Source organism: Chitinophaga filiformis (genome assembly GCF_900102545.1).
GTDB lineage: Bacteria > Bacteroidota > Bacteroidia > Chitinophagales > Chitinophagaceae > Chitinophaga > Chitinophaga filiformis.
Map to the genome: position 1 here is coordinate 508,731 of NZ_FNBN01000005.1, position 13,575 is coordinate 522,305.

Below are 13,575 nucleotides of genomic sequence, written 5' to 3' on the forward strand. Positions count from 1 at the left end.
AATGGAAAAGAGATCGACAAAAACTATGACAGCGCTGACAAATTAAGTCGCAATTGGGTTAACTTTGCATTCTGGAATTAAAATTAACAACTATTTATGATCACAACGGAGCAGATATTGAAGGCTTTGAGCAATGTGGAAGAGCCTGATCTGGGAAAGGACCTGGTAACGCTGAATATGGTGAAAGATATTGAGATTGATGGTAATAAGGTGAAATTTACCGTGGTCCTCACCACCCCCGCCTGCCCGCTGAAAGATCTGATCAGGAATGCCTGTGTGAATGCGATACACCACCTTGTTAGCAAGGATGCGGAAGTTCAGGTGAATATGACAGCCAACGTAAACTCCAACAGGAAAGATGGCAGAAGTGTACTACCAAACGTGAAAAATATCATCGTTGTAGCCTCCGGTAAAGGAGGTGTAGGTAAATCCACCGTTGCAGCTAACCTGGCCCTGGCCCTGTCTGAAGGCGGCGCCAAGGTGGGACTCATGGATGCAGATATTTACGGCCCGTCCGTACCCATTATGTTTGGTGTACGCGGTGAACGTCCAATGATGGAAACAGTAGAAGGTAAAGGCATGATAGTCCCCCTGGAGAAACACGGTATCAAACTGATGTCCATCGGGTCGCTGATAGATGAGAAGCAGGCAGTTGTATGGCGTGGCCCTATGGCCAGCAGCGCCCTGAGACAGTTCCTTACAGACGTGAACTGGGGAGAACTGGATTACCTGGTAATTGACACCCCTCCCGGTACAGGCGATATCCACCTGACCCTGGTACAGACAGTACCGGTAACAGGCGTGGTAATGGTGACCACACCTCAGGATGTGGCACTGGCAGATGCCAAGAAAGGTATTGCCATGTTTGGCGGTTCACAGATCAATGTACCGATCCTGGGGCTGGTAGAAAACATGTCTTATTTCACACCCGCAGAGCTGCCTGACAACAAATATTACATATTCGGTAAGGAAGGCGGTAAACGTCTGGCAGAACAGCTGGAAATACCGTTCCTTGGTCAGATACCATTAGTGCAGAGCATCCGTGAAGGTGGAGATGATGGTATCCCGGCGATGGTAGGCGGCGATAATGCCACGCAGCTGGCATTTATGGGCTTCGCCAGCATGGTAGCCCGCAACATTGCGATGAGAAATGCGAATGTACCACCTACAAAGATTGTAGAGGTCTTCGTATAAGCAGTAAAATATGAAAGAAAAAGCCCTGTGCCATCGGCGCAGGGCTTTTTTCATTATAAACAAGAGAAACAACTATAAGAGGAACGGTTTGCCACCTACCATTACTTCCTGGCTGGCCTCGTCGAAAGTGGCTTTCTGACCGGTACGATAAGCCGCATTTGCCATAATAAGTGCGATGGAGTGAGAGTAGGCTGCTTCAATTGGCGCGTTGGCCGGCTTGCGGTCACGTACGCTCTGCATCCAGTTACGCATGTGGGCATTGGTCAGCGGATCGCCTCCCATGTCGGCAGCGGTAGCTACCCTGGTCTCATTGGAAGACAGTGTCATTTCTGGCAACAGGTTGGCATGCATGCCCATTTCCTTTGCCTCTCTTTCCGTAAGACCTCCGGTAGGAGTGATCTTGTTCTTGTCGATATCAATAGTACCACCATTGGAATAGTACATTTCCTTGATACCGCCGGCAGAGTTAGAGAACCTGGAGCTGTAAGCTACCTGGAAGCCGGTGGTAGGATCATTTTCAGGACCGTATTCAAATACCGCTGTAATAGTATCTGCATTGGTACGGCCATCTTTCCACATATAGATACCGCCGTTGGCTACCGCAGTACGCGGATGTTTCAGACCGCTGAACCAGTGTACAGTATCGATCTGGTGGGTCATCCACTGACCGAAGATACCGGAGGAATAAGGCCAGAACAGTCGGTATTCCAGGTATTTACGTGGATCCCAGGTATCTTTCGGACGACCAGCCAGGAAACGTTGCCAGTCGGTGTCTGATTCGCGGATCTCATTTACCAGTGATGGTCTGCGCCAGCGTCCGGGTTGATTCACGTTCCAGGTCATTTCCACCATGGTGATCGGACCAAACTTGCCTTCTTTAATGAAATTGTTGGCAGCATGGTAGCTGTCGCCACTACGACGTTGTGTACCCACCTGGAATATCTTTCCTGAAGCTTTTACTGCCTTCAATGCTTTCCGCGCATCGTCCATGGTTTCTGCGAATGGTTTTTCGCAGTATACGTCCATTCTGTTACCCACTGCCTCAATAGTATGAAAGGCGTGCTGGAAATCGGCGGTAGCAATGATCACTGCATCCAGGTCTTTCATTTTGTATAATTCATCATTATTGACGCAGGCTTTTATGTCATGCCCGGCTTTATTCTGTAGGAATGCCTTTCCTTCCTCACGTCTGCGATTCCAGATATCTGATACGGCAATAATATCAAAGTTCAGCTCCTTGTGATTGTTAAAGAAGCAGGGAAGCAAGGTCTGTCTCGCACGATCAGAAAATCCTACGAGTCCTACGTTGACCCTGTCATTGGCGCCCATAATGCGGGCATAGCTGCTGGCGGGCAGCCCCATTGCACTCAGTGTAACACCTGCACCGGTGAGCAGGGAATCTTTCAGGAATTCACGACGTGATTTCATTTCTATATAGATTTAAGAGGTTTATTGTTTATAGGCCATTTTTATCTGGTTACGCATATAATCCAGCGTAGGTTTTCCCTGCGTAGCCATATTCTCCCAACGGCATTCCAGCGAGATCCTGCCGGTATACTGAATACTTGCCAGTGCTGTGATATAAGGCGCTACATCATTGCCGGTGGAACCCGGAGCTGTTCTCTTCTCCCGTTCCGCAATATGACAATGCACCAGGTTCTTTCTGGCCTTTTTGATCATATCGGGCGATTCATGCTCTTTCAGCATATGATAGATGTCTGCTGTCAGTTTGAAGTTGGGATGATGTACGGCTGTTACGATAGCATCGGCTTCCGCCAGGGTATTCACGAAATTGGTCTCTGTACTGTTCAGGTTTTCAATGGCGATTACGCGGTCATATTTCCCTGCCACAACAGCCATTTTGCGACATAAATTGATGAATTGCAGCGTCGCCGTGTCCTTATTGTAGTTCTCCGGCAGTTTGCGGGAACCGCCGCTGCCCAATACGATCACGCTGATGCCTGCCTGTTTGGCCCTGGCCATTACCCCATCCACATAAGTGAGCACCTGCTGCTCGTTGACGTTGTTACCTGTTAGCCGGATCTCTCCGGGAAAGAAGACATTGCATGCCTGTACCTTACACTGCATTTTCTGCAATTGTGCAAGATGGAGGCGGAAAGTATCTTCCGGTATGGCGGGAGATAAGAGTTTTTGTACATTTTCTTCAATGTAATCATAGCCGGCAGCATGCAGAAGACTATCATTCGTACGGGAGGTAGCAACTCCGACCAAGGGAACCTTCACTTGTGCATTCGATTGCAAAACACAAAGGAAGAGGGCTAAAAAAATCAATCCGGAACAGTTTTTCATATCTTTTTTTTCATAAACGCAGTGCCTAAAAGTTAGGAACATTATTTTAAAAATCCAAATGGGTGCGGGATGAGCGGTATCTGGATAACCTGTCAGGCTGTTTTCAGATTCTTTTGTTATATTTATATAAGAGCGGAAACAATATTCCGGAATTTGCTAATATTTCATTTCAAACGGCATTGCTTAAGTTTTACTTAACTTTGCGCCCCAAATCAATCATTTATGAACAGACAGGAACTGGTGAATCTGATAAAGGAGAGGCAATCTTATCTCTGTGTGGGATTAGACACGGACCTTCATAAGATTCCCCGCCATTTACTCTCTCATCCCGACCCCGTATTTGCTTTTAACAAAGCGATCATTGATGCGACAAAGGATCTTTGTGTGTCCTATAAGATCAATACTGCTTTTTACGAGTGTATGGGCATTCGCGGATGGGAAAGCCTGCAACGCACGGTTGAGTACATCCCTTCCGGCCTGTTTACCATTGCTGATGCAAAGCGTGGTGACATAGGCAATACTTCCACGCAATACGCCAAAACATTCTTTGAAACATACAATTTCGATGCAGTGACCGTGGCGCCTTATATGGGCCGCGACAGCGTACTGCCTTTTCTGTCTTTCAACGAAAAGTGGACTATCATGCTGGGCCTCACCTCCAATGAGGGCAGCCAGGACTTCCAGTTACAGCAGTCCGGTGATGAATTTCTTTATGAAAAGGTCATGAAAGCCGGTATGAGCTGGGGAACGCCTGATAATCTGATGTTTGTGGTGGGTGCTACCCAGACTTCCCAGTTAGGCTATATCCGCCAGCTGGTGCCAGACCATTTCTTCCTGGTGCCCGGTGTTGGTGCTCAGGGTGGTAACCTGCAGGATATTTCATCCCAGGCCATGAACAAAGACTGCGGTCTGCTGGTAAATGCCAGTCGTTCAATTATCTACGCTGGAAACGGTGAAGACTTTGCCAACGATGCCCGCGCTGCTGCCCTCCAGCTGCAGCAGGAAATGGCTGAGTGCCTGGATGCAAAACAGACTTTAGCCAACAGCTGATCTGCTGTTGGCAATCATAATGCAGTCCATAGTCAGTAGAATTGTCCCTTTTGGGAATGTTCTTCAGACTATGGACTTTTTTTGTGGATGAAGTCTTAAATTGAGAAAGACTTATAAAACGTGTTCCACATGCTTAAAGACCTGTTTCAATCCCCCGATTATTTCCACGTAGACGAGTTGTTGACCGAAGAACATCTGATGGTGCGTGACGCCGTACGGCAATGGGTGAAAAAAGAAATTTCTCCCATTATTGAAGATGCCTGCCAGCACGCTACCTTTCCCTCACATATTATCAAAGGCCTGGGCGAATTAGGCTGCTTTGGCCCCACTATTCCGCAGGAATACGGCGGCGGAGGGATGGATCATATTGCCTACGGACTGATGATGCAGGAACTCGAAAGGGGGGACAGCGGGATAAGGTCTACCGCCTCAGTACAGGGCTCCCTCGTCATGTACCCGATCTTTACCTTCGGTAGTGAAGAGCAGAAGCGTAAATACCTGCCTAAACTGGCTTCAGGAGAATGGATGGGTTGCTTCGGACTGACAGAGCCTGATTTTGGCTCCAATCCTTCCGGAATGATCACCCATTTTAAAGATGCCGGCGACCATGTGATTCTGAATGGTGCCAAGATGTGGATCTCCAATGCTCCCTTTGCACAGATAGCAGTAGTATGGGCAAAAGACGAAGAGGGTGTTATCAGAGGTATCATCGTGGAAAGAGGGATGGAAGGGTTCTCTACACCGGAAACGAAGGGCAAATGGAGCCTTAGGGCCAGCGCTACAGGCGAGCTGGTATTTGACAATGTAAAAGTACCAAAGGAAAACATCCTGCCAAACGTAAAAGGCCTTAAGGGACCGCTCAGTTGCCTTTCTTCTGCCCGTTACGGGATTGCCTGGGGAGTAACAGGTGCTGCTATGGATTGCTATGATACCGCTTTACGGTATGCTAAAGAACGCATTCAATTTGATAAACCTATTGCCGGTTTCCAGCTTACGCAAAAAAAGCTGGCGGAAATGATCACAGAGATCACCAAAGCGCAGCTGATGAACTGGCGCCTGGGCGTACTGAAAAATGAAGGAAAGGCCACTCCTGCTCAGATCTCTATGGCCAAGCGTAATGCCTGCGAAATAGCCACCAATATTGCCAGGGAGGCCCGTCGCATATTAGGCGGCATGGGCATTACGGGAGAATTCTCCATCATGCGCCACATGATGAACCTGGAAAGCGTAATCACCTATGAAGGCACTCATGAAATACACCTGCTGATTACCGGGCAGGATATCACCGGCCTGGATGCATTTCATTGATATAGTTGTCTATCTTTCGTAAATAAAATTTTCGGCAAAAGGCTCATGTATATAATGACGAACAGACTGGCAATTGTAAAACAGCTGCTTATTTTGTGTTTTATCCTCTGCATCAGTGCCGCTACTTCCGCGCAGCGATTGGTAACAGTGGAAGGAAAGGCGCAGGGCACCTATTACATCATCAAATACCTGTCTGACGATACGACTTCGCTGCAGCATGCGATAGATTCCCTTTTTGCAGATATAGATCAGTCTTTGTCCCTATACAAACCGGGTTCTCTTATCAATCGTTTTAATGAAGGGATTGGGGTGCAGATGGATCATCATATGCAGGCTGTTGTCACAAGATCATTACAGATCAGCAAAGCAAGCAATGGCGCTTTTGATATCACTGTAAAACCTTTGGTGGATGTCTGGGGATTTGGTGTACGTAAACCTGCAGTACAAAAAATACCAGCGGCTGATACTTTGCGTCGTGTCCTGCAGTATGTAGGGTACAGGTATTTACAGGTGCGCGGTCAGCAACTCACGAAGAAGAAAAAAGGTGTGGAGATTGATTGTAATGGTATCGCACAGGGATATACTTCCGATGTAATGGCGCGTTTACTGGAACAGAAAGGGATCACGAATTACCTCGTGGATGTAGGTGGTGAATTGTGCAGCAGAGGACATAACCAGCATGGCAAAGTATGGACCGTAGGAATTGAACGTCCTGCCACAGACGATAATGATTATCCGGTACAGGCATTACTGGCGCTTGATAATAAGGCCATTACAACCAGTGGCAATTACCGTCGTTTCTTCGATCAGGGAGGTACCCGTTTTGCACATAGTATAAACCCTGCTACCGGCGAGGCATTACATAGTAATATTATCAGCGTAACGGTCATTGCCCGTGATGCTATCACGGCGGATGGATTTGATAATGCACTGATCTTAATGGGAGTGGAGCGCGGACTATCTTTTATCAGCCAGCATCCGGAATACGGGCTGGAAGCTTATTTTATCTTCAAGGATGAGAAAGGTAAAATACAGGAACGCTTTTCTCCCGGCTTTGAGAAGTTACTGATCAGATAAAAGAAGGTCCCGTATCGCTACAGGACCTTCTCCGGAAAAGTGGTTTTTTATAGAATATGCCTGCTTAGTTGATATGTAGTCTCAGCCCGACATTGGCCTGCACCACATTATAACTTGTAATTTCCTGTAGCTTGTATGGCGAATAAGTATATTGTACACTGGCATTGAACAACAGTGGAGAGCCCTTGCCAAAAGGAATATTGATACCTACTTCAGGTGAAGCGGCAAATTGCCAGCTGTTATCCCTGTCAGTAAATTCCCCCCAGTATTTATTGTACAACATATTCACTGTACCCACGCCTAATCCTACATAAGGAATAATGGCAGCATCAGGTTTCGTGAGCTGATACTGTACAGTAGCCAGTATCGGTGTAACTTCCAGTGAGCGGGATTGTACTGCCGAAATATCTCCACCCTTTGTGGGATATACTGCGCGTGGCATTCTTTCATAGAACTGCTGATAGCCGCTTCTGAGACCAACAGCCAGCTGGTCGTTTATCTGATATTGTATGCCTGCCCGCCAGCCACGGAAACTGGTTTTATCGGTATAATCTTTCAGCGAACCAAGCGGTTGCCCTATTGAATAATCTACATTAATGGATAAAGGAGAGCGTACCTGTGCAAAAGCAGATTGTACTCCCAGGAAAGCGATCATCGTCAGTATCCAAAGCTTCATACTTTTCATCTCTGTCTTTTTTAAAGTGAATCATTAACTGTTTGCCTTCAGGTAAGTAGATTGTGCGAAAACAGCAGATATCATACTGTCCACATTACTGATGTTCCATACACCGCTGCCACGCAACATGGCATTCCATATGGCCACCAGCTTGTTGTTCTTCGGATTTTTCAGGTCAACAATGTCAACGGATACTGCACGTTCTTTCTGGTACACCTGGTAATAAGTTGGCCAGTAATAGCCATAGCCTGGATAGCCCCAGTAGAATGGGTCAAAATAACCGCCTATACCACTCCAGTAACCGGGGTCGTAATAAACAGCGCTGTAGGTGTTGTCAATACGGGTGAGGTTTACGGCGAGGTCTGGTTTGGCTGCTCTGCTCACCATTGTGTAACCTCTTGCTGTTAATGACTGTGTAACATCCGCAATCAGTTTCTTGTCATAGTCCGTCAGGGCACGCTCATCGTTATTGGAATTAGAGGCGACTGCTACGGAGTCGACAATACTAAAAGTTTTGTAGGAACTAAAATCAACACTGTCTGCACGGTTTGTTACGTAAATTCTTGATTCTTCGTCTGTCATATCTTTGAGTGGGTCTTTCCCACAGCTGCTGAATGACACTACCAGGCCCAATGCTGCGCTCATTAATAACATTACTCTTTTCATATTCACGGGTTTTTATTTTGTTGCTATTTCAGGCAGGTAGAGGGAGGAAAATGAGACAGGCTGTTATGATCATTAACAGGAAATGTGCCAACAGCTGGTTAGCAGAGTAGCACAACCTTTTAACGTATTTGAACAGGGGATGTTACATGAAGTTTATCTGTGAAATGTTAAGGTATTCCTAAAATAGAAAGATAAGCCTGAATAGCAGGCAGAGCATGGCGGAGAAATTAATACCATCCTGCTTACAGGAGCATTCACTGCATTTCAGCTTGCCACTGACAAGTGCTATATGTAGCGCTGGTCCGTTGACCTGGGAAACAACGTTTGTGTGAAAAAAAATTACGAATGAAGCAAGGAGATAGGGAGGATTGATTTCTCCCCCAGAATGGCCTTTAATTGCGCTGCAGAGGTAAAATGGACACCATCTATGCCACAGGCTGCGGCACCGCGTATATTGCGCTCATTATCGTCAATAAAGAGGGATGCTGAGGCATCCAGTTCATAGCGTTCGAGCAACAAATTGTAAAACGCAGGGTCTGGCTTACGGATCTTCTCCCTGCCAGATACCACAATACCGTCAAACCATTGCAGGAATGGGTAATTCAGGAGAGCCAGCGGAAAGGTTTCGTTAGACCAGTTGGTGAGTGCGTAGAGTTTATATTGATTGCTTTCTTTCAGTTCCTGTAAAATATCCACCGTTTCCTGGATAGGCCCGCCCAGCATTTCTTTCCAGCGGCCATAATAAGCCCGTATTTCCGCTTCAAACTTCGGAAACTCGCTTACCAGCATCTCGGTAGCTTCCTGCAGGCTTCTGCCGGCATCCTGTTCCTCGTTCCAGGCAGAGGTGCAGATATTGGCAAGGAAAAAGTCGGTTTCTGCGGCTGTCGCAAAGATCTTATTATAGAGATAACGGGGATTCCAGTCTATCAGCACAGCGCCCAGATCAAACACGAGATTGGAATAATTTTTAACAGCAGCAGTCTTCATGTGGATAAAGATAATCTATTTTACAGATTATGGAAAAATATAAATTGTTGCAATTTAAAAAGATATCTCAGATATCTTCTTTATTTCCGCTCCCGCATATCCCGGAGTAGTCTGATGCTTAGGAGGGCAATGAGCACAATAATGCTGCATATCCCTGCCCAGATCCACACTTTACTCGTGAAAACGGTAGAATTTGTTTCAGCTGCCGGTGAAGGCATATTTTTTATAACGGCCGGAATGGGTGTGATATTGCCTGCCTCTAGCATAGTGATCTTATCCGGTAGTTTATTGGCGAAATAAGGCAGGTCATAAACCGGCGCCGGTAGGTCAGGAACACCTGTCTTCAGCAGGTAGCTTTTCCCTTGTTCCAGCCAGGCAGTAAGATAAATATGCTGCTGCCAGGCGCTGATGTCTTTTACATGCAGGGCAGGATTGTCTTCATTTTTGATAATGATGAAACACTGCTTTGTTTTGAGCGGTGTATGTAATTTAAATACAGCCGCCTGGCCAGACACGAGGACAAATTCCTGTCCAGGAGTTATTCCGGTGGTATCCTCCGTAATGTATACATACCGTTTAAAATAGGCCGGAGTGGCCACTCTCAGTGTCAGTCGCTCGATAAGATATTCCTCTTTGAATTGCAGTTGAATGACTGTTCTCCTGGATGTCGCATCGTTCCTGGTAGTTATCACCGGAGAAGGCAGGACAACGTAGGGGGTATCGCGCCGCAAAATGTAGGAAACAGCTGTTTCCCGGTCAAAGAGCCGCACATCTGTCAGCGCAGTATCATCACTTTTAGCAATGAATGCCGGTTGCAGAGAGATATTATAAAAGCCTGTTTCACTAATAGCAGGTAGCCCTGCCTGCCAGGTAAATTGTTGTGCGCTGGCAGGTAGTATACCAGTGATGGTGAACAGGAACGTGAATAATTGAATGAACTTAACCGTTCGTTTGGTTCTCATCTGTTAGCAATATTTTTTTCAGTCGCTGATACATAAAAGAAATGATCAGCAGGATAATACCTAAGGAAATAAATGCTGCGATCTTTCCGCCTTCCGACAGATCATGCAGATCAAACAGGAATAGTTTCAGCAGCGTCAAAGCAAATAAACTGATAGCAATAATACGCACCTGTTTTGATTGCCACCTGAATCCAAGATAGATCAGGGTAAAGGCAAAGGCACCCCAGAGAATGGTATACCCGGTACGCTGACTGTTGTTGGTAACATCGCTGCTATGGATATTCGGCTGCCAGGTGCTCAACGCTACGATATGATCAAGCGAGGCGCTTAACACATATAGTACACTCAAAGTGGCGATCCACTGGAACGCGTGACTGTACTCTTTTCTTTCCAGCGACTTCACCGTTAGATGTGCCTGAGCAAGCATGGGAAACAAAGAAACGATCAGTAGACAGCCAACTACAAAGTACGCGAGCGGCTGATGATTCTGCAGATAATCTGTTCTTACATCGATGATCATGTCATTGTAAAAGACAATAAATGCAATGATAAATACTCCGGCAACAAACAAAAACATCATTCTGACAGCATCATGTTCTTTCCTGCTGTGATAGAGCATATAAGCAATGAATACGTAATTGTAAATACCTGTGCAAAGGGTTGTAGCTCCACGCCAGTAGTGAATAGACTGGTAAGCAAGTTCCAGGATGCCGGTGAGATAAATGAAGCCTACGAGAACAATGCCTAATGCATATCTTATTGAGGAGATCTGCGCATTGAGATGTTGATCTTCATGCACCTCTTTTTTCAGCAGCCGTCTTATTATAACTACTGCTGCGATACATACAACACCTGTAATGAATCCCTGGTTAATAAAGGGCGGTTCCCATGGCATGAAATAATCGTATTCTTCAAAATGGGAATATGTATGCCACCAATCAATCTGAAGGCTGACAAACATCAGACAGAATACTATACCCGAAGCATATTGCATTAACGCTATACGTGAGCGTTGATATAACCACAGTAACAATACAGATTCTGCGGCCCAGAATAATGTAATATGATTTCCGTTCAATTGTACCGGCGCCGTCAGACTTAGAAAACTGAGTGTAAGACCTATCAGTAAGTAAACCAGATTTCTGTCAGCGCGTTGAATGCGGTAAAGTGCGTAGGCGAATATGAAATTAAAAACAGCCATGCAAGCTGTGAACAGGCCCTGGTAACGTCCCGCATCGCTATCAAATTCAGGAACGCCAGCTTTACCTATATGCGCCAATATTACCATACCTGCCGCATAATAAAGAAAGGTGTTACTGAGCAGCATCATAATCTCTATTACCTTAAAGTCGATCCGCTGCCTTAGGTTGTTCACCACATTCATAAGGAAGAAAACAACATAGAACAGGGTGGCAAATATCAGTGCGGTACCATAAGGCACCGCTTTGCCTTCTTTCTGGCTAATGTTGTAAGAAAGCCAGGTACCGAATAGTATGACAGTGGCTATATAACTAATGATGTTAACGATATTCCACTTCTTGTAATATGCCAGTATCAGCATACCTACATTCAGGATGAGAATATAAGTGAACAGTACAGCTGCATTGCCTGCGCCCGTGCTGACCAGCAGGGGAGAGGAGAATCCACCGAGTATGGCAAGAACAGCCAGTTCTTTCCGGTCGTAACTGAGCGACAATACAACAGTGAATGCGGTAATCAGCACCATCATAATAAAGGCCAGCGTCTGACTAATGAGATGATATTGCTGAAACGCGATTGTGATACTGAAATAGAGGACTGCCACACCTCCGCCCACCAGTACAGAACTGAATGCAGTGAAAGTTTTCCGCAGACGGTGTGCAAGACCTATCAGGATACCACCGCAAACGATTCCTATGAAAGTTCTGCCGATTTCATTGATCCAGTTCTTATCTATCGCATACTTCAGGAAAAACCCTATACCGATAACGAGAATAGCGATACCGATCTTGTTGAACAGGTTTTCTCCGATGAATTTTTCCAGATCCGGATTCTTTTCCCAGAAAGTAGGAGTGGGTTCTTTCGGTTTTGCTGGTTCCCGTGCGGTGATTGGCGCCGTTACCGGAGCAGTAAATGTTGCCTCTCCTGCCGGTTGCGGCATTTCCGGAACAGGCATTGGTGCGGTCGTTTCCGGTTGTGGCGGAGTAATTACTTCAGTAACGGGGAGCGCCGGAGCTTTCGGTACCACTACAGGAGGAACTACTGGCGGAATATGCGGTGCAGGCTCAGGCTGCAATGCTGGTTGCCTGTTATAATCAGGTGAAGCTGTTTTTTCTTCTTTTGTTGTTGGGGCAACTCTTTCCCGCTGTCTTATGAGAAGATCCAATTTATGGTTCATCTCTTCTATTTTACTTGTGAGATCATTCTTTGTAGTGATGACCATTATAAGAATGACAATCAGAAGTATAAAGGTAAATACAGCCATAAAGCGTAGGTATTGTTGGGAATATTACATGAATATAGGCTTTTGTTAATAAAAAGCCCCGTATTCAGTGCGAACACGAGGCGTTATCAACATTGCAACTGAGTAAACGAATGTTTTGATTTGTCTGCTATGTCCGGATCCCATCAGCACCTTTTTGTGAAATAGTTCTTAACCGCATTTCCTGAGGCAGACTGTTCTGTTTTCATTATTAAACAAATATATTATATATTTTAATAAAAAACTATATTATCTCTATTTAATCAATTAAATTCCTAGCATGTTATAGTGGAAGCACCTTTGTACAAAGATGAATAGCTTATTAAACGGAAAGCTGCCTTATATCGAAGAGGCTTTCCGTTTTTAATCCAGCGCATTTCAATTTATGTTCTGATTGACAAGGATCAGAACCCGTTCTGAACAGGTATAAACCTATTTCAGGACCTGACAAACAATGGTTCTCCTATGGGTATCTTACGTTCATCTTACGTCTTTGAACGTAGGATGAACGTAAGATACCCATAGGAGAACCATTGTTTGTCAGGTCCTGAAATAGGTTTACACTTTAAAAAGTGTAAAACATGCAAAATTCAAACAATCAGGGACGCAAGGGACGTCTGGGCCCGCAGTTCCAATATGAGCAGTCGTTCATGGACAAAGTAGTGGCCGATTACATGGCCGGAGACCAAAGCATGAGCCAGGTCGCAGCTCGTTATAGGATCACTAAAACCCAAGTGGCTTATTGGTACTCTCTTTTTTCTTCCGAACTTAGGCAAACGACTTTGGAAAAAACCATAATATCTACGGCCATGACAGAACAGGAAAAAAAAGAGTTTGATGCATTGAAGAAGCAAAATGAAGAACTCCGTAAAAAGCTAGAACAT

Annotated in this window: 12 protein-coding genes; 5 read left to right on the top strand and 7 right to left on the bottom strand. The window is 45.6% G+C overall.

Annotated elements, in window-relative coordinates:
* Positions 1 to 96: 96 nt before the first annotated feature.
* The gene (locus tag BLR32_RS22275; protein WP_089835056.1) at positions 97 to 1,194 is read left to right on the top strand and encodes an Mrp/NBP35 family ATP-binding protein; all 1,098 of its coding nucleotides are present in this window, start codon (positions 97 to 99) and stop codon (positions 1,192 to 1,194) included.
* A gap of 72 nt (positions 1,195 to 1,266) precedes the next feature.
* On the opposite strand, the gene BLR32_RS22280 is transcribed toward BLR32_RS22275, so the two are convergent.
* Both BLR32_RS22280 and BLR32_RS22285 read right to left on the bottom strand, forming a co-directional pair.
* Entirely contained in the window at positions 1,267 to 2,622 is a 1,356-nt protein-coding gene (locus BLR32_RS22280) for a Gfo/Idh/MocA family protein (RefSeq protein WP_089835057.1), read from the bottom strand.
* A gap of 21 nt (positions 2,623 to 2,643) precedes the next feature.
* On the bottom strand, positions 2,644 to 3,438 hold the full coding sequence (locus BLR32_RS22285; protein WP_176842386.1) for a sugar phosphate isomerase/epimerase family protein: 795 nt from the start codon (positions 3,436 to 3,438) through the stop codon (positions 2,644 to 2,646).
* A gap of 288 nt (positions 3,439 to 3,726) precedes the next feature.
* Here BLR32_RS22285 and pyrF point away from each other — a divergent pair, with 288 nt between their 5' ends.
* From pyrF to BLR32_RS22300, 3 genes are all read left to right on the top strand, one after another.
* The gene (gene pyrF, locus BLR32_RS22290; protein ID WP_089835059.1) at positions 3,727 to 4,554 is read left to right on the top strand and encodes an orotidine-5'-phosphate decarboxylase; all 828 of its coding nucleotides are present in this window, start codon (positions 3,727 to 3,729) and stop codon (positions 4,552 to 4,554) included.
* A gap of 129 nt (positions 4,555 to 4,683) precedes the next feature.
* Entirely contained in the window at positions 4,684 to 5,862 is a 1,179-nt protein-coding gene (locus tag BLR32_RS22295; protein WP_089835060.1) for an acyl-CoA dehydrogenase family protein, read from the top strand.
* Between the two features lie 54 nt (positions 5,863 to 5,916).
* Positions 5,917 to 6,939, top strand: coding sequence for an FAD:protein FMN transferase (locus BLR32_RS22300; RefSeq protein WP_176842387.1), 1,023 nt, complete (start codon positions 5,917 to 5,919; stop codon positions 6,937 to 6,939).
* Positions 6,940 to 7,003: 64 nt separating this feature from the next.
* On the opposite strand, the gene BLR32_RS22305 is transcribed toward BLR32_RS22300, so the two are convergent.
* The 5 genes from BLR32_RS22305 to BLR32_RS22325 all read right to left on the bottom strand — a co-directional run bounded on the left by BLR32_RS22305 (position 7,004) and on the right by BLR32_RS22325 (position 12,607).
* Complete coding sequence (locus BLR32_RS22305; protein WP_089835062.1) at positions 7,004 to 7,624, bottom strand: outer membrane beta-barrel protein; 621 nt, start codon at positions 7,622 to 7,624, stop codon at positions 7,004 to 7,006.
* 24 nt (positions 7,625 to 7,648) lie between these two features.
* Complete coding sequence (locus BLR32_RS22310; protein WP_089835063.1) at positions 7,649 to 8,281, bottom strand: DUF4136 domain-containing protein; 633 nt, start codon at positions 8,279 to 8,281, stop codon at positions 7,649 to 7,651.
* Between the two features lie 339 nt (positions 8,282 to 8,620).
* Complete coding sequence (locus BLR32_RS22315) at positions 8,621 to 9,268, bottom strand: HAD family hydrolase (protein ID WP_089835064.1); 648 nt, start codon at positions 9,266 to 9,268, stop codon at positions 8,621 to 8,623.
* Positions 9,269 to 9,348: 80 nt separating this feature from the next.
* Positions 9,349 to 10,230 carry a hypothetical protein gene (locus BLR32_RS22320; RefSeq protein WP_089835065.1) on the bottom strand — a complete coding sequence of 294 codons (882 nt, stop codon included), beginning with the start codon at positions 10,228 to 10,230 and terminating at the stop codon, positions 9,349 to 9,351.
* The gene (locus BLR32_RS22325; protein WP_176842388.1) at positions 10,208 to 12,607 is read right to left on the bottom strand and encodes a DUF2339 domain-containing protein; all 2,400 of its coding nucleotides are present in this window, start codon (positions 12,605 to 12,607) and stop codon (positions 10,208 to 10,210) included. Before BLR32_RS22325 ends, BLR32_RS22320 begins: the two co-directional genes overlap by 23 nt.
* A gap of 665 nt (positions 12,608 to 13,272) precedes the next feature.
* Here BLR32_RS22325 and BLR32_RS22330 point away from each other — a divergent pair.
* Positions 13,273 to 13,575: hypothetical protein (locus BLR32_RS22330; protein WP_143011546.1), on the top strand; the 303-nt coding region annotated here is incomplete at its 3' end.

Coding starts and splice junctions, on each gene's coding strand:
- BLR32_RS22275 (WP_089835056.1), top strand. CDS start 97: ATGATCACAACGGAGCAGATATTGAAGGCTTTGAGCAATGTGGAAGAG.
- BLR32_RS22280 (WP_089835057.1), bottom strand. CDS start 2,622: ATGAAATCACGTCGTGAATTCCTGAAAGATTCCCTGCTCACCGGTGCA.
- pyrF (WP_089835059.1), top strand. CDS start 3,727: ATGAACAGACAGGAACTGGTGAATCTGATAAAGGAGAGGCAATCTTAT.
- BLR32_RS22295 (WP_089835060.1), top strand. CDS start 4,684: ATGCTTAAAGACCTGTTTCAATCCCCCGATTATTTCCACGTAGACGAG.
- BLR32_RS22300 (WP_176842387.1), top strand. CDS start 5,917: ATGACGAACAGACTGGCAATTGTAAAACAGCTGCTTATTTTGTGTTTT.
- BLR32_RS22305 (WP_089835062.1), bottom strand. CDS start 7,624: ATGAAAAGTATGAAGCTTTGGATACTGACGATGATCGCTTTCCTGGGA.
- BLR32_RS22310 (WP_089835063.1), bottom strand. CDS start 8,281: ATGAAAAGAGTAATGTTATTAATGAGCGCAGCATTGGGCCTGGTAGTG.
- BLR32_RS22315 (WP_089835064.1), bottom strand. CDS start 9,268: ATGAAGACTGCTGCTGTTAAAAATTATTCCAATCTCGTGTTTGATCTG.
- BLR32_RS22320 (WP_089835065.1), bottom strand. CDS start 10,230: ATGAGAACCAAACGAACGGTTAAGTTCATTCAATTATTCACGTTCCTG.
- BLR32_RS22325 (WP_176842388.1), bottom strand. CDS start 12,607: ATGAACCATAAATTGGATCTTCTCATAAGACAGCGGGAAAGAGTTGCC.